This window comes from Streptococcus pseudopneumoniae, from assembly GCF_001072665.1.
Classification (GTDB): domain Bacteria; phylum Bacillota; class Bacilli; order Lactobacillales; family Streptococcaceae; genus Streptococcus; species Streptococcus pseudopneumoniae_S.
Map to the genome: position 1 here is coordinate 25,571 of NZ_JVJI01000058.1, position 19,126 is coordinate 44,696.

The following is a 19,126-nucleotide window of genomic DNA, read 5'->3' on the forward strand; positions in this document are numbered from 1 at the left end:
AGCTAGCCGCAGGCTGCTCAAAACACTGTTTTGAGGTTGTGGATAGAACTGACGAAGTCAGTAACATATACCTACGGCAAGGCGACGTTGACGTGGTTTGAATTTGATTTTCGAAGAGTATAAAATAACAGTAGAGGAGAGGTATAGAATGGAACGATTAGAAGAGTACATTGCTTTCGATTTAGAATTTAATCAGCACGAGGGACAAACACACTTGATTCAAGTATCGGCAGTGCATTTTAGAGATGGTCAGGAAATAGATGCCTATGATTCTTATGTTCATACCAGTGTACCTCTAAAAAGTTTTATCAATGGTTTGACTGGGATTACAGCCGAGACCTTAAAAGATGCTCCTCCAGTGGAGAAAGTTATAAAAGATTTCCAAGAGTTTGTGGGTTCTTTACACATGGTTGGCTACAATGCTGCTAAAAGTGATTTGCCTATTCTAGCAGAGCATGGTTTAGACTACAGCCTGCAATATAAGGTGGATTTGTATGATGAAGCTTTTGAACGTCGGAGTTCGGATTTACATGGTATTGCCAATCTCAAATTGCAAACCGTTGCCTCCTTTCTTGGATTTCAAGGTCAGTCTCATAATAGCTTAGAGGATGCACGGATGACAGCGCGTGTTTACGAGTCCTTTCTAGAGTCGGATCAAGCTAGAGAATTGTTAGGGGCAGAAAGTAGCCTCTCGAATAATCCTTTTGGAGGCTTGGACTTGTCTCAATTATTTGACTAGGAGTACCTATGAAACCTGAAAAACCTAAAAATCTAGGTTTTAAGCAGATATACTTTAATCTAGATAAAATTCTCTTTCTCTTTTTCTTGACTTTCATGATGATTGAGTTTGTCTGGTTACCATCAAATTCTTGGATTGCTGGACTTTTGCTCCGTCAGACAGGCTATCTCTTTCTTTCTTACAATAATATTTTTGCAATTATAACGGGTTCACCCTTTATTAGTCTTGCTTTATTTGTTCTGGTAATTGTTAATTTATTGGTCGCCTATTACCAGATAGGACTTCTCTTTATTGGTGCTCGGCATTTATTATGTCATGAAAAGAGAACCTTGCTAGAGTACAGTCGCAAGGTCTTTCACCAAAGTTTCTTGTTTATGAAGCAAGTCACGCTTGCAAAGATAGCCTTTATCTTCTTTTATGTCATGATGCTCTTTCCATTGATTCGAAAGATTTTAAAGATTTATTACCTCAATAAAATTGTCATTCCGGACTTTATCGTTGATTATGTGGAAGACAAGTATTGGCTAGTAGGTATAGTGGTTACTATTCTGGCTTTACTGCTATTTTACATTTCAGTACGGTTGATGTTTGCCCTACCTCAGCTTTTATTTGAAAAGAAAACAGTCAAAGAAGCTGTCAGATACAGTCTAGAGAAGACAAGAAAGCACTCCTGGTTTTATACTTGGAACTTGCTTTGGATTGTCGTCAAAACCTACCTATTTTTCATTCTTCTGTTGATTCCAATCTTGGCAAGTCAGGCACTGATGGATGGTTTGACCCATAAGGAATCTCTTGTGATGGGAATTATTAACTTTGTCTTGATTAAGAATTTCCACTATATGGCCTTGACTTATTTTCTCATTAAGTTTGTTTCCTTCTTAACAGGAGAAGAATTAGAAATCACACCGAGGAGAAAGAAAGACCACTGGATGAGATGGGGAGTGATGGGCTGTGCTGGTATCTTTTTCGCTCTCGAGGGTTATGTTTATTTAGAAGCTCCAGTTGCCAATAAACCTTTGATTATCTCTCACAGGGGAGTATCTAATAAGAATGGTGTGCAGAATACAGTTCAATCTTTAGAAAAGACAGCCCAACTAAGTCCAGACTTTGTTGAGACAGATGTTCAGGAAACGAAAGATGGCCAGTTTGTCATGATGCATGATGCCAATATCAAGAATCTGACAGGAGTTAATGCCAATCCTCAAGATCTCACTTTGGAAGAATTAACTAAACTCGATATTTCAGAAAATGGTTATCATAGCAAAGTGTCTAGTTTTGATGACTACCTCAATAAAGCCAATGAATTGCATCAAAAACTCCTTATTGAGATTAAGACCAGTCGAAAAGATAGCCCTGATATGATGAAACGCTTTATGGAAAAATATGGAACGGTTCTTAAGCAGAATGGTCACCAAATGCAATCCTTGGACTACCATGTGATTGATCAGGTTTTAGCCTACGATTCTCAAATTCCAATCTATTTCATCCTACCTTATAATAGTATTTTTCCAAGAACCAAGGCTACAGGTTATACCATGGAGTATTCAACTTTAGATGAAAATTTTGTCAACAAGCTTTGGAATACCGATCAGAAATTGTACGTTTGGACCATCAATAGTTCAGAGTCCTTTGATAAATCAGTTCATTTGGGAGCAGATGGAATGATAACAGATGACTTGGAAATGATTCAAGATCAGGTTACTATTGCCCAAGAAGACCCAGAGTATACTGATTTGCTTTTCAAACAGGCTATGGAATTCTTTAATTTTTAGTAAGCAAAAAGAGCCTGATACAAAATAGTTCTCAACCACAAAAAAGCAACGGCAAATACGTTGCTTTTTTGGAGATAAGGGACTATTGTCCTAGGCTCAGTCTTGAGATAAGGTCCTTAGAAACTCGTATTCTGAGGATTTTATTTTAAATCAGAGGTTGGCTCTCGCCAACCTTATTTGATATAGAGTTCTTGATTTTTTAGGACAATTTCACGGACACTTGTAAACTTCTTAAGTTTTTTGATTTCTTCTGGATGAGTGACGAGAGTAATAACATAACCTTCCTTGCCCATACGGCCAGTACGTCCAGCACGGTGAGTGTAGGTTTCGATATCTCTTGGGACATCAAAGTTTACGACGCATTCTAGACTATCGATATCAATTCCACGTGCCAGAAGGTCTGTTGCGAGAAGTAGGGTTAGTTGCTTGTCTTTAAACTTTTCTAAGATAACTTTTCTAAATTTAACATTGACATCACTAGCGAGGGAAACAGCCAAGATATCCCGATACTGTAATTTTTCCTCTGCGCTTCCAAGGTCTGATAGGCTGTTAAAGAAGACCAGACCGCGGAAATCCTCCACATGAGCCAGTTTTCGTAGCATATCCACTCTGTGACGTTGATCTACCTGCATGTAGAAGTGTTGGATGTTGTCCAATTTTTGGTCAGAAAGATCAATGGTACGTGTGTTAGGCGCAATTTTTTCTTTGTTAAACTTGGTCGTCGCACTCATATAGACAAGTTGGTGGTCACGAGGTGCATAGTGAGTAATTTTCTCGACAAAGTGTATCTGAGAATCATCGAGCAATTGGTCAAATTCATCTAGAATGATGGTTTCCACATTCATCATCTTGATTTTTTTTAATTTAATGAGTTCAAAGATACGGCCAGGAGTTCCAATCAGAATTTCTGGTCCTTTTTTTAGACGTTCAATCTGGCGTTTCTGACTCGAACCTGATAAGAAGAGTTGGGCAGTCAAGCCGATAGCTTCTGACCACGTTTTACATACGTCAAAAATCTGTCCAGCAAGCTCCGTATTTGGTGCTAGAATCAAGAGTTGCTGCGCTTTTTTCTTTTGTAGTCTGAGAAGACTTGGTAGAAGGTAAGCTAGGGTCTTACCAGTTCCTGTTGGGCTCACTCCTAGGAGGTTTTCTCCAGCAAGAAGGGGCTCAAATAGTTGGGTTTGAATGGGAGTGAATTCTTGGAAACCGAGTTGGTCACTTAGTTCTTGCCATTCAGTTGGTAGTTTGTTTTTCATTTTTCTGCCTCAAATCTAATGCCAGCAGTCTGGCGCATAGTATATAGTAGCTTATGAACTGAACTTGCATCTTCCAGCCAAGTTTGGTAGAGATTCAGATCTGGTTGCTGGATCATGTGTGCAAATGCAGCGACTTCCTCAGTCATCGTATGAGGAGCCTGTTGGATAGGGAGCTGGACTTGATTTCCTTGGTGGTCTGTAAAAATAGCTGAGCGGATATGCTCGATGGTGTTGAGGGTCAAGGTTCCATCTGTCGTATAAATTTCGCAAGGAAGATTGGAAGTGATGTTTTTCCCAGCTTTTATATGAATTTGAAAGTCAGGGTATAAGAGGATTCCGTCTCCATTCAGGTCCATGCTATTGTCAAGTTGTTGAGCCTGATAGGTCGCGTCTTGAGCTTTTCCAAAGAGACGAACGGCAGCGTAGAGAGGATAGATCCCCAAATCCATAAGCGCTCCACCAGCAAAACGGTCTGAAAAGACATTTGGTGTCTGTTCAGCTAACAAGTCCGGCATTTTGGAAGAATACTTGGCATAGTTGAAATCTGCCCCTAAAATTTGCTTGTCTGCTAAAAAGTTTTTGATAGTAGTAAAAGCTTCTTCGTGGTAATTACGAGCTGCTTCGAAGATAAAACAGTGATTTTTCTCAGCTGTTTGAACCAAATCCAGCCATTCTTGTGGTTGAGTGACAGCTGGCTTTTCAAGAATGACGTGTTTTCCAGCAGATAATGCAACTTTTGCCTGAGCAAAATGCAAGGAGTTTGGACTAGCAATATAGACAACATCAAAGGAGCTCTTGAAGAAGTCCTCTAATTGATCAAAGAGTTGGATATCTTGATAGCGAGAAGCAAAGGTTGCCGCAGTTTCTAGTTTTCTAGAATAGACTGCGACCAGCTGGTATTCTCCACTGATATGGGCTGCTTCTATGAAGTGGTGACTGATAGCCCCTGTTCCGATGACACCTAATTTAAGCATAGTTACTCCTTTTCCAATTTCAAATCCTTCTTTCATTATAACATAGATAGACAGGACTATCCAACAGAGGGGAAAAAATTTCAAATAAGCTACTAGGTCTTTTCCAAAGAAAGTGGTACAATAATGAGATGAGTAAATGAAATGGGAGGGAAAATGAGGTTATTACCTATAAGAAAAATATCACGTCAGTCTAAGAGGCTAGCGCTTTTTTTGACGTTTTGTGCAGGATATGTAGATGCCTATACGTTTATTGTGCGAGGGAATACTCTTGTAGCTGGACAAACTGGGAATGTCGTCTTTCTTTCAGTAGGACTTATTCAACATAATGTGTCAGATGCGAGTGCGAAAGTAATGACCTTGTTAGCTTTTATGATGGGGGTCTTTCTATTAACAATTTATAAGGAAAAATTGAGAATTGTGAAAAAACCGATTCTGTCATTGATTCCTTTGGCAATCTTATCAATCATTATTGGTTTTGTGCCGCAAACTGTAGATAATATCTATCTAGTACCGCCCTTGGCCTTCTGTATGGGGTTGGTGACAACTGCTTTTGGAGAAGTGTCGGGTATTGCCTATAATAACGCTTTTATGACAGGGAATATCAAACGGACCATGCTAGCTTTTGGAGATTATTTTAGGACCAAGCACACACCATTTTTACGTGAAGGATTCATATTTGTTAGCCTGCTTAGTAGTTTTGTCCTTGGCGTTGTCTTTTCAGCCTATTTGACGATTTTCTATCATGAAAAGACCATTCTTGGTGTTCCTATTATGATGAGCATCTTTTACCTCAGCATGCTTTTTTCCTCTTGGCGAAAAAAAGTAAAAGAAAAAGCTTCATTTTAGGTGTTATTACTTGTAAGAAAATAGGAGATATGCTATACTTGAAGAGTTGACTATGCACGTTCCTGTGCAACCGCACGAACATCGTTGCTTGATTATTCAAGTTTAAGTGGTTTGTCCCACGATGCTAGGCGAGTCTTCACAAAAAAATCGGGGAAACCCATAAAAATCATAGGAGGTGCATAATGAGCACATACGCAATTATCAAAACTGGCGGAAAACAAGTTAAAGTTGAAGTTGGTCAAGCAGTTTACGTTGAAAAATTGAACGTTGAAGCTGGTCAAGAAGTTACTTTTAACGAAGTTGTTCTTGTTGGTGGTGAAAACACTGTTGTCGGAACTCCACTTGTTGCTGGAGCTACTGTAGTTGGAACTGTTGAAAAACAAGGAAAACAAAAGAAAGTTGTTACTTACAAGTACAAACCTAAAAAAGGTAGCCACCGTAAACAAGGTCACCGTCAACCATATACAAAAGTTGTCATCAACGCAATTAACGCTTAATTTTAAGGAGAACACATGATACAAGCAGTCTTTGAGAGAGCCGAAGATGGCGAGCTGAGGAGTGCGGAAATTACTGGACACGCCGAGAGTGGCGAATACGGCTTTGATGTCGTGTGTGCATCGGTTTCTACGCTTGCCATTAACTTTATCAATTCTATTGAGAAATTTGCAGGCTATGAACCAATCCTAGAATTAAACGAAGATGAAGGTGGCTATCTGATGGTTGAAATACCAAAAGATCTTCCTTCACACCAGAGAGAAATGACCCAGTTATTCTTTGAATCATTTTTCTTAGGTATGGCAAACTTATCGGAGAACTCTTCTGAGTTCGTCCAAACCAGAGTTATCACAGAAAACTAACACGGAGGAAAACATTATGTTAAAAATGACTCTTAACAACTTGCAACTTTTCGCCCACAAAAAAGGTGGAGGTTCTACATCAAACGGACGTGATTCACAAGCGAAACGTCTTGGAGCTAAAGCAGCTGACGGACAAACTGTAACAGGTGGATCAATCCTTTACCGTCAACGTGGTACACACATCTATCCAGGTGTAAACGTTGGACGTGGTGGAGACGATACTTTGTTCGCTAAAGTTGAAGGCGTAGTACGCTTTGAACGTAAAGGACGCGATAAAAAACAAGTTTCTGTTTACCCAATCGCTAAATAAAAAGGTCCAGTGAACCTTTTTATCCCGAGCCTTGAAATGTAAAGGCGAGGAAGCTAGAAGTAGCATTAAATAAGGCTTTCCGAGTTTTCGGAGAGCCTATTTTTTGTTTTGATACCCATGATTTGTTCGTTCTTAGAGTAGATGCATTTTATGATTGAGATTATTTTTCTTCGATGGAAAACTTCTAAAATATGGTATAATGAAAAGATAAAGAAGTTGGGGGTAGAAGATGAACATTCAACAATTACGCTATGTTGTTGCCATTGCCAATAGTGGTACTTTCCGTGAAGCTGCTGAAAAGATGTATGTTAGTCAGCCGAGTCTGTCCATTTCTGTTCGTGATTTGGAAAAAGAGTTGGGTTTTAAGATTTTCCGTCGGACCAGCTCAGGGACTTTCTTGACTCGTCGTGGTATGGAATTCTATGAAAAAGCGCAAGAATTGGTTAAAGGATTTGATATTTTTCAAAATCAGTATGCTAATCCTGAAGAAGAAAAAGATGAATTTTCCATTGCCAGTCAGCACTATGACTTCTTGCCACCAACCATTACGGCCTTTTCAGAGCGCTATCCTGACTATAAGAACTTTCGTATTTTTGAATCAACTACTGTTCAAATCTTAGACGAAGTAGCGCAAGGGCACAGTGAGATTGGGATTATCTACCTCAACAATCAAAATAAAAAAGGGATCATGCAACGGATTGAAAAGCTAGGTCTGGAGGTCATTGAATTGATTCCCTTTCATACCCATATTTATCTTCGTGAAGGGCATCCTTTAGCCCAGAAAGAGGAATTGGTCATGGAGGATTTAGCTGATTTACCAACGGTTCGTTTTACTCAAGAGAAAGACGAGTACCTTTATTATTCAGAGAATTTTGTCGATACCAGTGCTAGTTCACAGATGTTTAATGTGACAGACCGTGCTACCTTGAATGGTATTTTAGAGCGGACGGACGCTTATGCGACAGGTTCTGGATTTTTAGATAGTGATAGTGTTAATGGTATCACAGTTATTCGTCTCAAGGATAACCTAGATAATCGCATGGTTTATGTTAAACGTGAAGAAGTGGAGCTGAGTCAAGCTGGGACTTTCTTTGTAGAAGTCATGCAAGAATATTTTAATCAGAAGAGGAAATCATGAAAAAAAGAGGAATAGTGGCAGTCATTGTACTGCTTTTGATTGGGCTTGATCAGTTGGTAAAATCCTATATCGTCCAGCAAATTCCATTGGGTGAAGTACGATCTTGGATTCCCAATTTCGTTAGCTTGACCTACCTGCAAAATCGAGGGGCAGCCTTTTCTATCTTACAAGATCAGCAGTTGTTATTCGCTGTCATTACTCTGGTTGTCGTGGTTGGTGCCATTTGGTATTTACATAAACATATGGAGGACTCACTCTGGATGGTCTTGGGTTTGACCTTGATTATTGCAGGTGGTCTTGGAAACTTTATTGACAGGATCAGTCAGGGCTTTGTTGTGGATATGTTTCATGTGGACTTTATCAATTTTGCAATTTTCAATGTGGCAGATAGCTATCTGACTGTTGGAGTGATTATTTTATTGATTGCGATGTTAAAAGAGGAAATAAATGGAAATTAAAATTGAAACTGGTGGCCTGCGTTTGGATAAGGCTTTGTCGGATTTGACAGAATTATCACGCAGTCTCGCGAATGAACAAATCAAATCAGGTCAGGTCTTGGTCAATGGCCAAGTCAAGAAAGCTAAATACACTGTCCAAGAGGGCGATATCGTCACTTACCATGTGCCAGAACCAGAGGTTTTAGAGTATGTGCCTGAGAATCTTCCGCTAGATATCATCTACCAAGATGAGGATGTGGCCGTCGTTAACAAGCCTCAAGGAATGGTTGTGCATCCGAGTGCTGGTCATACTAGTGGAACTCTGGTAAATGCCCTTATGTACCATATTAAGGATTTATCGGGTATCAATGGGGTTCTGCGTCCAGGAATTGTTCATCGTATTGATAAGGATACGTCAGGCCTTCTCATGATTGCTAAAAACGATGAGGCGCATCTAGCACTTGCTCAAGAACTCAAGGATAAAAAGTCTCTTCGCAAATATTGGGCGATTGTTCATGGAAATCTGCCTAATGATCGTGGTGTCATTGAAGCTCCGATTGGCCGTAGTGAAAAAGACCGTAAGAAACAGGCTGTGACTGCTAAAGGGAAGCCTGCAGTGACACGTTTCCACGTTTTGGAACGCTTTGGTGATTATAGTTTAGTGGAGCTGCAGTTGGAAACAGGCCGCACCCATCAAATCCGTGTTCACATGGCTTATATTGGTCATCCAGTCGCTGGTGATGAAGTCTATGGTCCTCGCAAGACTTTGAAAGGACATGGACAATTTCTTCATGCCAAGACTCTAGGATTTACGCATCCACGAACAGGTGAGATCTTGGAATTTACAGCAGATATCCCAGAGATTTTTAAGGAAACCTTGGAGAGATTGAGAAAGAATTAGATTTGATAAAAGGTTGAGATGGCTTGTCTCGACCTTTTTCCTATCAACTCTTTTCTATTTCCTGCCATTCATGTTATAATGGATAAATATGAAGAATCGGAGTGAGACTATGAAATTCAAACGGATTGTCTTTAAGGTGGGGACTTCTTCTCTGACGAATGAGGATGGAAGTTTATCACGTAGTAAAGTAAAAGCTATTACCCAACAGTTGGCTATGCTGCACGAAGCTGGTCATGAGTTGATTTTGGTGTCGTCGGGTGCCATTGCTGCTGGTTTTGGAGCCTTAGGATTTAAAAAGCGTCCGACTAAGATTGCTGATAAACAGGCCTCAGCAGCGGTAGGACAAGGGCTTTTGTTGGAAGAATACACGACCAACCTTCTCTTGCGCCAAATCGTTTCTGCACAAATCTTGCTGACCCAGGATGACTTTGTGGATAAGCGCCGTTATAAAAATGCCCATCAGGCTTTGTCAGTTTTACTTAGCCGTGGCGCGATTCCTATCATCAATGAGAATGACAGTGTCGTTATTGATGAGCTCAAGGTTGGGGACAATGACACTCTTAGTGCCCAGGTAGCGGCCATGGTCCAAGCAGACCTTTTAGTCCTCTTGACAGATGTGGACGGTCTCTATACTGGAAATCCTAATTCAGATCCAAAAGCCAAACGCTTGGAGAAAATCGAGACCATCAATCGTGAGATTATTGATATGGCTGGTGGAGCTGGCTCGTCAAATGGAACTGGGGGCATGCTAACCAAAATCAAGGCTGCAACTATTGCGACAGAATCAGGAGTTCCTGTTTATATCTGCTCATCCTTGAAGGCAGATGCTATGATTGAGGCGGCTGAGGAGACCAAGGATGGTTCTTACTTTGTTGCGCAAGAGAAAGGACTTCGTACCCAGAAACAATGGCTTGCATTCTATGCTCAGAGTCAGGGTTCTATTTGGGTTGATAAAGGGGCTGCAGAAGCTCTCTCCCAACATGGAAAGAGTCTTCTCTTATCTGGTGTAGTTGACGCAGAAGGGGCCTTTTCTTACGGTGATATTGTGACAGTATTTGACAAGGAAAGTGGAAAATCACTTGGAAAAGGACGCGTGCAATTTGGAGCATCTGCTTTGGAGGATATGTTGCGTTCTCAAAAAGCCAAAGGTGTCTTGATTCACCGTGACGATTGGATTTCCATTACTCCTGAAATCCAACTACTCTTTACAGAATTTTAGAGGTAAATTATGGTAAGTACACAAGAACAATTTGAACAGGTACAGGCTGTTAAAAAATCGATTAACACAGCTAGTGAAGAGGTGAAAAACCAAGCCTTGCTCGCCATGGCTGATCACTTATTAGCAGCTACTGAGGAAATTTTAGCAGCCAATGCCCTTGATATGGAAGCTGCTAAGGGTAAAATCTCAGATGTGATGCTGGATCGTCTTTATTTGGATGCAAGTCGTATAGAAGCAATGGCAACCGGGATTCGTGAAGTGGTTGCTTTACCAGATCCAATCGGTGAAGTTTTGGAAACAAGTCAGCTTGAAAATGGCTTGGTTATCACCAAGAAACGTGTAGCTATGGGAGTTATTGGTATAATCTATGAAAGCCGTCCAAATGTGACGTCTGATGCGGCTGCTTTGGCTCTTAAAAGTGGAAATGCAGTTGTTCTTCGTAGTGGTAAGGATGCCTATCAAACGGCCCATGCCATTGTCACAGCCTTGAAGAAGGGTTTGGAGACAACGACCATTCATCCAGATGTGATTCAACTAGTGGAAGATACCAGCCGTGAAAGTAGCTATGCTATGATGAAGGCCAAGGGCTATCTAGACCTGCTCATTCCTCGTGGAGGGGCTGGTTTGATCAATGCAGTGGTTGAAAATGCTATTGTACCAGTTATCGAGACAGGAACTGGGATTGTCCATGTTTATGTCGATAAGGACGCAGATGAGGACAAGGCACTGTCTATCATCAACAATGCCAAAACTAGTCGTCCTTCTGTCTGCAATGCCATGGAGGTTCTACTTGTTCATGAAGACAAAGCAGCAAGCTTCCTTCCTCGCTTGGAGCAAGTTCTAGTTGCAGAGCGCAAGGAAGCTGGACTGGAGCCAATTCAATTCCGTGTAGATAGCACAGCAAGTCAGTTTGTTTCAGGTCGAGTAGCTGAGGCCCAAGACTTTGACACCGAGTTTTTAGACTATGTACTAGCTGTTAAGGTTGTGAGCAGTTTAGAAGAAGCAGTTGCTCATATTGAAACCCACAGTACCCATCATTCGGATGCCATTGTGACGGAGAATGCTGAAGTTGCAGCTTACTTTACAGATCAAGTAGACTCTGCAGCAGTCTATGTCAATGCCTCAACGCGTTTCACAGATGGTGGCCAATTTGGTCTGGGTTGTGAAATGGGAATTTCTACTCAAAAACTGCACGCGCGTGGTCCAATGGGCTTGAAAGAATTGACCAGCTACAAGTATGTGGTTACTGGTGACGGACAGATAAGGGAGTAAAAAATGAAGATTGGATTTATTGGTTTGGGAAATATGGGAGCTAGCTTGGCCAAGGCTGTTTTGCAGGCCAAGACGGGTGCTGACCTTCTCCTTGCCAATCGCAGTCAAGCCAAGGTGGATGCTTTCATTGCCGACTTTGGCGGTCAAGCTTCTAGCAATGAAGAAATCTTTGCAGAAGCAGATGTGATTTTTCTAGGTGTTAAGCCAGCTCAGTTCTCAGACTTGCTTTCTCAATATCAGACCATTCTTGAAAAACGAGGGAGTCTTCTTTTGATTTCGATGGCAGCTGGATTGACTTTGGAAAAACTCGCTAATCTTCTGCCAAGTCAACACCGAATTATTCGTATGATGCCGAATACCCCTGCTTCTATCGGGCAAGGAGTGATTAGTTATGCCTTGTCTCCTAATTGCAGGGCTGAGGACAGTGAGCTATTTTGTCAGCTTTTAAGCAAGGCTGGCCTCTTGGTTGAACTTGGGGAAGGCTTAATCGACGCGGCGACAGGTCTTGCAGGTTGTGGGCCGGCCTTTGTCTATCTCTTTATTGAGGCCTTGGCAGATGCAGGTGTTCAGACTGGATTGCCACGAGAGACAGCATTGAAAATGGCGGCTCAAACAGTGGTAGGAGCTGGGCAATTGGTCCTAGAAAGCCAAGAGCATCCTGGAGTCTTGAAAGACCAAGTTTGTAGCCCAGGAGGTTCGACTATCGCTGGTGTAGCAAGCTTAGAAGCGCATGCTTTTCGAGGAACAGTCATGGATGCAGTTCATCAATCCTACAAACGAACACAAGAATTAGGTAAATAAGAGGTAGTTTTATCTGCCTCTTTTATGGTGGTTGAAATGAGAAGACAAAAAAGATTGCCACAAACCCCCATTTTTTTGATAGAATAGAAGTAGTAAAAAAGAAATGAGTTAGACATGTCAAAAGGATTTTTAGTCTCTCTTGAGGGACCAGAGGGAGCAGGAAAGACCAGTGTTTTAGAGACTCTGCTACCAATTTTAGAGGAAAAAGGAGTAGAGGTGCTGACGACCCGTGAACCAGGAGGTGTCTTGATAGGAGAGAAGATTCGGGAAGTAATTTTGGATCCAAGTCATACTCAGATGGATGCGAAGACAGAGTTGCTTCTTTATATTGCTAGTCGCAGACAGCACTTGGTGGAAAAAGTTCTTCCAGCACTTGAAGCTGGCAAGTTGGTCATTATGGACCGCTTCATCGATAGTTCTCTTGCATATCAGGGATTTGGTCGTGGCTTGGATATTGACGCCATTGACTGGCTTAACCAGTTTGCGACAGATGGCCTTAAACCCGATTTGACACTCTATTTTGACATCGAGGTGGAAGAAGGACTAGCTCGCATTGCTGCTAATAGCAATCGTGAGGTCAATCGTTTGGACTTGGAAGGATTGGACTTGCATAAAAAAGTCCGTCAAGGTTACCTTTCTCTTCTGGACAAAGAAGGAAGTCGTATTGTCAAGATTGATGCTAGTTTTCCTTTGGAGCAAGTTGTGGAAACTACCAAGGCTGTCTTGTTTGATAGAATGGGATTAGCTAAATGAAACAAGATCAACTAAAGGCCTGGCAACCAGATCAGTTTAACCGCTTTGTCCGTATCCTAGAACAAGACCAGCTCAATCATGCCTACCTCTTTTCAGGTTTCTTTGAAAGTTTGGAAATGGCGCAATTTTTAGCTAAGAGCCTCTTTTGTACAGATAAAGTAGGTGTTTTACCATGTGAGAAATGCCGAAATTGTAAGCTGATTGAACAGGGAGAATTTCCCGATGTCACCTTGATTAAACCAGTTAATCAGGTCATTAAGACAGAACGCATTCGAGAATTAGTGGGTCAGTTTTCCCAAGCAGGGATTGAAAGCCAGCAACAGGTTTTTATTATTGAGCAAGCTGAGAAGATGCATCCTAACGCAGCTAATTCTCTGCTCAAGGTCATCGAAGAACCCCAGAGTGAGGTTTATATTTTCTTCTTGACCAGAGATGAGGAGAAGATTTTACCGACAATTCGAAGTCGGACCCAGATTTTCCACTTTAAAAAACAAGAAGAGAAGCTGATATTGCTCTTAGAACAAATGGGACTGGTTAAGAAAAAAGCGACTCTTTTAGCCCAGTTTAGTCAATCGCGAGCTGAAGCAGAGAAGTTAGCCAATCAGGCAAGTTTTTGGACCTTGGTTGATGAAAGTGAACGCCTGCTGACTTGGTTAGTGGCTAAGAAAAAAGAAAGTTATTTGCAAGTTGCCAAACTAGCTAGCTTGGCAGATGATAAGGAAAAACAAGATCAGGTTTTACGGATTCTTGAAGTTCTCTGTGGACAAGATATCCTACAAGCAAGAGTAAGAGTGATTCTACAAGATTTGCTAGAAGCTAGAAAAATGTGGCAAGCTAATGTCAGCTTTCAAAATGTCATGGAATATCTGGTCTTGAAAGAAATATAAACTCAAAAATGAACGATAAAGAAAGGAAAGGGCTGTTTTATGGACAAAAAAGAATTATTTGACGCGCTGGATGATTTTTCCCAACAGTTATTGGTAACCTTGGCCGATGTTGAAGCCATCAAGAAAAATCTCAAGAGCCTGGTAGAGGAAAATACAGCTCTTCGTTTGGAAAATAGTAAGTTACGAGAACGCTTGGGTGAGGTGGAAGCAGATGCTCCCGTCAAGGCTAAGCATGTTCGTGAAAGTGTCCGTCGCATTTACCGTGATGGATTTCACGTTTGTAATGATTTTTATGGACAACGTCGAGAGCAGGACGAGGAATGTATGTTCTGTGACGAGTTGTTATACAGGGAGTAGGCATGCAGATTCAAAAAAGTTTTAAGGGGCAGTCTCCCTATGGCAAGCTGTACCTAGTGGCAACGCCGATTGGCAATTTAGATGATATGACCTTTCGAGCTATCCAGACCTTGAAAGAAGTGGACTGGATTGCTGCTGAGGACACGCGCAATACAGGCCTATTGCTCAAGCATTTTGACATTTCTACCAAGCAAATCAGTTTTCATGAGCACAATGCCAAGGAAAAGATTCCTGATTTGATTGATTTCCTGAAAGCAGGGCAAAGTATTGCTCAGGTATCCGACGCGGGTCTACCTAGCATCTCAGACCCTGGTCATGATTTGGTTAAGGTAGCCATTGAGGAAGAAATTGCGGTTGTGACTGTTCCAGGTGCCTCTGCAGGAATTTCTGCCTTGATTGCCAGTGGTTTAGCGCCACAGCCACATATCTTTTACGGCTTTTTACCGAGAAAATCAGGCCAGCAAAAGCAATTTTTCGACTCAAAAAAAGATTATCCTGAAACTCAGATTTTCTATGAATCGCCTCATCGTGTAGCAGATACGTTGGAAAATATGCTAGAAGTCTACGGTGACCGCTCGGTGGCCTTGGTTAGAGAATTGACCAAAATCTATGAAGAATACCAAAGAGGTACCATTTTAGAGTTATTAGAAAGCATAGCTGAAACGCCACTTAAGGGAGAATGCCTTCTCATCGTTGAAGGTGCCAGTCAGGATGTGGAAGAAAAAGACGAGGAAGACTTGTTCGTAGAAATTCAAACCCGTATCCAGCAAGGTATGAAGAAAAACCAAGCTATTAAGGAAGTTGCTAAGATTTACCAGTGGAATAAAAGCCAGCTCTACGCAGCCTACCATGACTGGGAAGAACAACAATAAAGGGAGACAGGATTTAATAATTCTGTCTGTTTCTGTTTAACTTAATTAGTGATGATAATATTCGGAGTCTAAATCATAGAATTGATTGAGTAGTGAATAAATAAAAACAATGTTCATTCAGTTTACGTTGAATATATATAATGTACTCTATTAGAATTATTTTTAAGTACGCAGTATGGTATAATTATATATGAGAAAATAGTGTGGAGTTTATCAGTTGAAAAAATATAACATTGTAGATTTATTTTCAGGAGCAGGTGGTCTATCTTATGGATTCGAGATGGCTGGATTTAATGTTCTATTAGGAATTGATAATGACGAAAAAGCCTTAGAAACCTTTCAAAAAAATCATCAGAATTCAGAAATATTATGTGGAGATATTGCGAATATATCTTATGAGGAAGATATAAAACCAATAATTGGAGAACAAAAAATTGACATAATTGTAGGTGGTCCCCCTTGTCAGGGGATGTCGCTTTCTGGACCTAGAAAATTTGATGATCCAAGGAACAAACTTTATTTGTCTTATATTCGATTGGTTCGAGAAATAAAGCCAACTGCTTTTGTCATTGAAAATGTGATTGGGATTGTTAGTTTGTTTAAAGGGCAAATAAAAGATACTATCATAGAAGAATTTTCGAAAATGGGTTATAAGGTTCAGTTTAAAGTGTTGCTGGCCTCTGACTATGGAGTTCCTCAAAATAGAAAACGTGTTATTTTTGTGGGGACGAGGAATGATGGATTTGAATATCCTGAAGCATTGGGAACAATCATTACAACAGAGATGGCAATTTCTGATTTACCAACATTAGAAAATGAACTTGGCGAGATAGAAATGTCTTATGTTTCAGAACCACAAAATGATTATCAAAAACTAATGCGAAAACGTTCAAACGTGGTTTTGAACCACGTTGCAGCCAAGCATTCAGAAAAAGTGATAAGTACAATTGCCCTTGTCCCTGACGGTGGAAATTATAAAAATCTCCCAGAGGAATTACGAGAAACAAGAAAATTTAATGTCGCTTGGACACGATTTGCTAGTTGGAAGCCAGCTCCTACGATTGATACGGGGCATAGACATCATTTCCACTATAAGTATAATCGTGTGCCAACAGTGAGGGAATCTGCTCGTCTACAATCTTTTCCAGATGATTTTATCTTTTACGGAAGTAAAACACAGCAATTTAGACAAGTTGGTAATGCTGTTCCTCCTTTAATGGCTCAGCAGATTGCAAACAATTTACTGAAATATTTAAAAAATAACGAAGAATAACTATGTATCAAGTTCCAGAGAAATATTATTTTAGACTACATCACCCAAGACCTCGTTTTAAAAATGATGTCGAAAATGTACTTGTTTATATGGCAACGAATATTTCTTATTTGGGAATATTGCCTAAAAAGGAATTTAGTCAGCAACTAAATGACATTATCAAACAATATGCAGGAAATGCAGATAAAACAGAGAAAACAATCAATAACTGGCGAACAGAGATTTCTTCTTTGTTTGGAATGATGATTGAGAAAGAGGGCTTTGTCTATTCAGGAAATAGGGCTAAGGAATTGACTGAAGACCAAGACCTTATTCGCTTTTTTAAAACCTTTTTGTATAATTTTGAATATCCTGGTGGGCATCTAAAAGATAACGAGATTGTTAAACTTTGTCAAATCGGAGTTCAATTTAAGCCAGCTCAGTATCTACTGGAACTATTTACAGAAGCCTCACAAGCTGAAGAAAAAACTATTTACCTCACCGATGAAGAAGTCGCCCATTGTATCTTTAATGATTTGAGATGTACTCGTGATAGAGAGCCTGTTTTGGAAATATGGAATCGTATCAAAGAGAATAGAGCGTCTAAAGTAGCTTACGATACTAAAGGAGATGTTATTCGATATGCCAAAGATATTTTAGATTACATGGTTATAGCGAGTTTACTAACTGTTCAAGGTGGTAGGTATAAAATAAATTCTATGGAAGAGCAAGCAATAAATGACTTTTTGCAATCAGATGCTACCTTTGATGGCTATGCTCAATTTATTGGAAATGCTTCTACAACAATTGAAGATGTTCGAAATTTTAGAAGTGCTTGGTTCGAATATGTCAATCGTGATTTAGGAGATATTGATTTTAGGACAAACTTTAATCTCTACCTTCCAAGTGATATTGATTTTACTGAAGAGAAAACAGATATTATCGGACATCTAACTGAACACATCGAATACAGCGAGAAAATCTCTACCGCTGTTGTAGGGAGTTCGGGAGAAGCTATTGTTATCAATCATGAAAAACAAAAATTACGAGAACATGGGCAAGAACAGTTGCTCCATCTGGTGAATTTTATTCCAACACAGTTTGGTGTCGGCTACGATGTTCAATCTTTTGAGTGTGATGATTCTGAGCTGAGAAAGTATATTGAAGTCAAAACAACTGTCAGCAATGCTTCTATTACTTTTAATTCGTTTCATATCACACCGAACGAATGGCGAACTGCTAAATCTGTGCGTGATAGATACTATATTTATCGTTTGCAGATTTCTAAACATAGCAAAAAATTGTTTATTATCAAGAATTTGTATGAGTTAGTCAAAAATGAGAAGATGCTTCTGATTGAGAGAAAAGATGGATATGATGTCCGTTTTTCATCGTCAGTTGGCTTTGAGGAGAATTTAATTTGAAGAAACTAAAAATTGCCTCTCTTTTTAGTGGAGGAGGTGGAACGGATATTGGTTTTGCTGGTGGATTTGATTTTTTAGGTAAACATTATGCCGATAATCAAATTGAGATTGTCTATGCAAATGATATTGAAGACAGTGCCAATAAAATGTTTGAAAAGAATTTTGGTGTTACTCCAGACAATCGAAATATCCGAGAAATAAAATCAGATGAAATCCCATCTTTCGATATTTTAACGGGAGGTTTTCCTTGTCAATCATTTTCTGTCAGTGCTCAAAATCCGAAACGCTTAGGAATAAAAGACGAAAAAGGGACATTGTTTTTTGAGATGGTGCGAGTGTTAAAAGCTCATCAACCAAAAGCATTTTTTGCCGAAAATGTTAAGGGAATTTTGTCTGCAAACAATAAAGAAGCCTTTCCTCTAATTATTGAAGAGTTCGAAAAAGCTGGTTATAATGTTTCTTATAAACTTTGCGTAGCCACCAAATACGGCGTTCCGCAAAAGAGAGAGCGAGTGTTTATTGTTGGTATTCGAAAGGATTTGAATTTTACTTTTGAATTTCCTGAAGAGCCTATTCAAAATGTAGAAGATTATACACCACTAAAAGTAATTCTTCAGCAAGATATTGATGAAAAGTATTATTTTAGCGAGAGGGCTGTGCAAGGAATGCTAAATAGTAAATCTGGCAAAAAAATGAATAAAGGACGAGCACAAGACATTGAACAGCCGAGTAATACGGTTAGTTCTCATTTAGCAAAAGTATCCTTAAATAGCACTGACCCTGTTTTGTTAGAAAATGGACGTTACCGTCGCTATACTCCAAGAGAGGTTGCACGTATTCAGTCGTTTCCAGAAAACTATGAATTGCTTGGTTCAGAAGGTGCTCAATATAGAATGCTGGGGAATGCTATTCCACCAGTAATGATGTGGTATATTGCTGAAAAGTTAGTGTCAGATTTACGAAATAGTGATGTAATTGCAAAGCAACAGAAACTCGAAGAAAGTTTTGGTCAACTGGATTTGTTTGAAGCGAGTTGATATTTTAAATCTAGGGAACTTG

The 19,126-nt window shown here is 40.0% G+C and carries 21 protein-coding genes and 1 other annotated feature; of the genes, 19 read left to right on the forward strand and 2 right to left on the reverse strand.

The window, feature by feature from the left end; genetic code table 11:
• Positions 1–148: 148 nt before the first annotated feature.
• Together ADH52_RS03985 and ADH52_RS03990 are read left to right on the forward strand one after the other, a co-directional pair.
• Positions 149–739, forward strand: a complete 591-nt coding sequence (locus ADH52_RS03985) for a 3'-5' exonuclease (RefSeq protein ID WP_049488784.1) — start codon at positions 149–151, stop codon at positions 737–739.
• Between the two features lie 8 nt (positions 740–747).
• Positions 748–2,511 carry a glycerophosphoryl diester phosphodiesterase membrane domain-containing protein gene (locus ADH52_RS03990; protein WP_049491393.1) on the forward strand — a complete coding sequence of 588 codons (1,764 nt, stop codon included), beginning with the start codon at positions 748–750 and terminating at the stop codon, positions 2,509–2,511.
• Positions 2,512–2,684: 173 nt separating this feature from the next.
• Here ADH52_RS03990 and ADH52_RS03995 read toward each other — a convergent pair whose 3' ends face one another.
• Positions 2,685–3,767 (reverse strand): DEAD/DEAH box helicase, encoded by a 1,083-nt coding sequence (locus tag ADH52_RS03995; RefSeq protein WP_049488642.1) that lies wholly within the window; start codon positions 3,765–3,767, stop codon positions 2,685–2,687.
• Positions 3,764–4,741 (reverse strand): Gfo/Idh/MocA family protein, encoded by a 978-nt coding sequence (locus ADH52_RS04000; RefSeq protein ID WP_049488644.1) that lies wholly within the window; start codon positions 4,739–4,741, stop codon positions 3,764–3,766. Before ADH52_RS04000 ends, ADH52_RS03995 begins: the two co-directional genes overlap by 4 nt.
• Before the next feature lie 141 nt (positions 4,742–4,882).
• On the opposite strand from ADH52_RS04000, the gene ADH52_RS04005 reads away from it, so the two are divergent.
• The 17 genes from ADH52_RS04005 (at position 4,883) to dcm (ending at position 19,104) form a co-directional block, all read left to right on the forward strand.
• Positions 4,883–5,587 carry a YoaK family protein gene (locus tag ADH52_RS04005; RefSeq protein ID WP_080977872.1) on the forward strand — a complete coding sequence of 235 codons (705 nt, stop codon included), beginning with the start codon at positions 4,883–4,885 and terminating at the stop codon, positions 5,585–5,587.
• 58 nt (positions 5,588–5,645) lie between these two features.
• Positions 5,646–5,733 (forward strand) — a sequence feature (ribosomal protein L21 leader region).
• Between the two features lie 36 nt (positions 5,734–5,769).
• Complete coding sequence (gene rplU / locus ADH52_RS04010) at positions 5,770–6,084, forward strand: 50S ribosomal protein L21 (protein ID WP_000109141.1); 315 nt, start codon at positions 5,770–5,772, stop codon at positions 6,082–6,084.
• Positions 6,085–6,099: 15 nt separating this feature from the next.
• Positions 6,100–6,444 (forward strand): ribosomal-processing cysteine protease Prp, encoded by a 345-nt coding sequence (locus tag ADH52_RS04015; protein WP_000613694.1) that lies wholly within the window; start codon positions 6,100–6,102, stop codon positions 6,442–6,444.
• A gap of 16 nt (positions 6,445–6,460) precedes the next feature.
• Positions 6,461–6,754 carry a 50S ribosomal protein L27 gene (gene rpmA, locus ADH52_RS04020; RefSeq protein WP_000916509.1) on the forward strand — a complete coding sequence of 98 codons (294 nt, stop codon included), beginning with the start codon at positions 6,461–6,463 and terminating at the stop codon, positions 6,752–6,754.
• Between the two features lie 229 nt (positions 6,755–6,983).
• Entirely contained in the window at positions 6,984–7,892 is a 909-nt protein-coding gene (locus ADH52_RS04025; protein WP_049510248.1) for a LysR family transcriptional regulator, read from the forward strand.
• Positions 7,889–8,350, forward strand: coding sequence for a signal peptidase II (gene lspA / locus ADH52_RS04030; protein ID WP_020901753.1), 462 nt, complete (start codon positions 7,889–7,891; stop codon positions 8,348–8,350). Before ADH52_RS04025 ends, lspA begins: the two co-directional genes overlap by 4 nt.
• The gene (locus ADH52_RS04035) at positions 8,340–9,230 is read left to right on the forward strand and encodes an RluA family pseudouridine synthase (protein WP_049510250.1); all 891 of its coding nucleotides are present in this window, start codon (positions 8,340–8,342) and stop codon (positions 9,228–9,230) included. The genes lspA and ADH52_RS04035 overlap by 11 nt, the downstream gene beginning before the upstream one ends.
• A 109-nt stretch (positions 9,231–9,339) precedes the next feature.
• Positions 9,340–10,449 carry a glutamate 5-kinase gene (gene proB, locus ADH52_RS04040; protein ID WP_000669647.1) on the forward strand — a complete coding sequence of 370 codons (1,110 nt, stop codon included), beginning with the start codon at positions 9,340–9,342 and terminating at the stop codon, positions 10,447–10,449.
• Positions 10,450–10,458: 9 nt separating this feature from the next.
• Complete coding sequence (locus ADH52_RS04045) at positions 10,459–11,721, forward strand: glutamate-5-semialdehyde dehydrogenase (RefSeq protein WP_000255279.1); 1,263 nt, start codon at positions 10,459–10,461, stop codon at positions 11,719–11,721.
• A gap of 3 nt (positions 11,722–11,724) precedes the next feature.
• Positions 11,725–12,522 (forward strand): pyrroline-5-carboxylate reductase, encoded by a 798-nt coding sequence (proC, locus tag ADH52_RS04050; RefSeq protein ID WP_004254731.1) that lies wholly within the window; start codon positions 11,725–11,727, stop codon positions 12,520–12,522.
• Between the two features lie 114 nt (positions 12,523–12,636).
• Positions 12,637–13,275: a dTMP kinase gene (gene tmk, locus ADH52_RS04055; protein ID WP_049510253.1), complete on the forward strand. Its 639-nt coding sequence runs from the start codon at positions 12,637–12,639 to the stop codon at positions 13,273–13,275.
• The gene (locus ADH52_RS04060; protein WP_049510255.1) at positions 13,272–14,162 is read left to right on the forward strand and encodes a DNA polymerase III subunit delta'; all 891 of its coding nucleotides are present in this window, start codon (positions 13,272–13,274) and stop codon (positions 14,160–14,162) included. The genes tmk and ADH52_RS04060 overlap by 4 nt, the downstream gene beginning before the upstream one ends.
• A 39-nt stretch (positions 14,163–14,201) precedes the next feature.
• The gene (yabA, locus tag ADH52_RS04065) at positions 14,202–14,519 is read left to right on the forward strand and encodes a DNA replication initiation control protein YabA (protein WP_000358228.1); all 318 of its coding nucleotides are present in this window, start codon (positions 14,202–14,204) and stop codon (positions 14,517–14,519) included.
• 2 nt (positions 14,520–14,521) lie between these two features.
• A complete protein-coding gene (rsmI, locus tag ADH52_RS04070; protein WP_049510257.1) occupies positions 14,522–15,391 on the forward strand; it encodes a 16S rRNA (cytidine(1402)-2'-O)-methyltransferase in 870 nt (289 codons plus the stop codon).
• A gap of 217 nt (positions 15,392–15,608) precedes the next feature.
• Entirely contained in the window at positions 15,609–16,664 is a 1,056-nt protein-coding gene (locus ADH52_RS04075) for a DNA cytosine methyltransferase (protein WP_000760484.1), read from the forward strand.
• 2 nt (positions 16,665–16,666) lie between these two features.
• Complete coding sequence (locus ADH52_RS04080) at positions 16,667–18,067, forward strand: protein NO VEIN domain-containing protein (protein WP_000285316.1); 1,401 nt, start codon at positions 16,667–16,669, stop codon at positions 18,065–18,067.
• Positions 18,064–19,104: a DNA (cytosine-5-)-methyltransferase gene (gene dcm / locus ADH52_RS04085; RefSeq protein ID WP_000734158.1), complete on the forward strand. Its 1,041-nt coding sequence runs from the start codon at positions 18,064–18,066 to the stop codon at positions 19,102–19,104. The genes ADH52_RS04080 and dcm overlap by 4 nt, the downstream gene beginning before the upstream one ends.
• The last annotated feature ends 22 nt before the right edge of the window (positions 19,105–19,126 follow it).

Bases quoted from the DNA above. Each gene is read 5' to 3' on its own strand.
- rplU (WP_000109141.1), top strand. From the start codon at position 5,770: ATGAGCACATACGCAATTATCAAAACTGGCGGAAAACAAGTTAAAGTT.
- ADH52_RS04025 (WP_049510248.1), top strand. From the start codon at position 6,984: ATGAACATTCAACAATTACGCTATGTTGTTGCCATTGCCAATAGTGGT.
- rsmI (WP_049510257.1), top strand. From the start codon at position 14,522: ATGCAGATTCAAAAAAGTTTTAAGGGGCAGTCTCCCTATGGCAAGCTG.
- ADH52_RS04045 (WP_000255279.1), top strand. From the start codon at position 10,459: ATGGTAAGTACACAAGAACAATTTGAACAGGTACAGGCTGTTAAAAAA.
- ADH52_RS03985 (WP_049488784.1), top strand. From the start codon at position 149: ATGGAACGATTAGAAGAGTACATTGCTTTCGATTTAGAATTTAATCAG.
- proC (WP_004254731.1), top strand. From the start codon at position 11,725: ATGAAGATTGGATTTATTGGTTTGGGAAATATGGGAGCTAGCTTGGCC.
- ADH52_RS04080 (WP_000285316.1), top strand. From the start codon at position 16,667: ATGTATCAAGTTCCAGAGAAATATTATTTTAGACTACATCACCCAAGA.
- tmk (WP_049510253.1), top strand. From the start codon at position 12,637: ATGTCAAAAGGATTTTTAGTCTCTCTTGAGGGACCAGAGGGAGCAGGA.
- ADH52_RS04015 (WP_000613694.1), top strand. From the start codon at position 6,100: ATGATACAAGCAGTCTTTGAGAGAGCCGAAGATGGCGAGCTGAGGAGT.
- proB (WP_000669647.1), top strand. From the start codon at position 9,340: ATGAAATTCAAACGGATTGTCTTTAAGGTGGGGACTTCTTCTCTGACG.
- lspA (WP_020901753.1), top strand. From the start codon at position 7,889: ATGAAAAAAAGAGGAATAGTGGCAGTCATTGTACTGCTTTTGATTGGG.
- ADH52_RS04035 (WP_049510250.1), top strand. From the start codon at position 8,340: ATGGAAATTAAAATTGAAACTGGTGGCCTGCGTTTGGATAAGGCTTTG.
- ADH52_RS03990 (WP_049491393.1), top strand. From the start codon at position 748: ATGAAACCTGAAAAACCTAAAAATCTAGGTTTTAAGCAGATATACTTT.
- yabA (WP_000358228.1), top strand. From the start codon at position 14,202: ATGGACAAAAAAGAATTATTTGACGCGCTGGATGATTTTTCCCAACAG.
- ADH52_RS04005 (WP_080977872.1), top strand. From the start codon at position 4,883: ATGGGAGGGAAAATGAGGTTATTACCTATAAGAAAAATATCACGTCAG.
- ADH52_RS04000 (WP_049488644.1), bottom strand. From the start codon at position 4,741: ATGCTTAAATTAGGTGTCATCGGAACAGGGGCTATCAGTCACCACTTC.
- rpmA (WP_000916509.1), top strand. From the start codon at position 6,461: ATGTTAAAAATGACTCTTAACAACTTGCAACTTTTCGCCCACAAAAAA.
- ADH52_RS03995 (WP_049488642.1), bottom strand. From the start codon at position 3,767: ATGAAAAACAAACTACCAACTGAATGGCAAGAACTAAGTGACCAACTC.
- ADH52_RS04060 (WP_049510255.1), top strand. From the start codon at position 13,272: ATGAAACAAGATCAACTAAAGGCCTGGCAACCAGATCAGTTTAACCGC.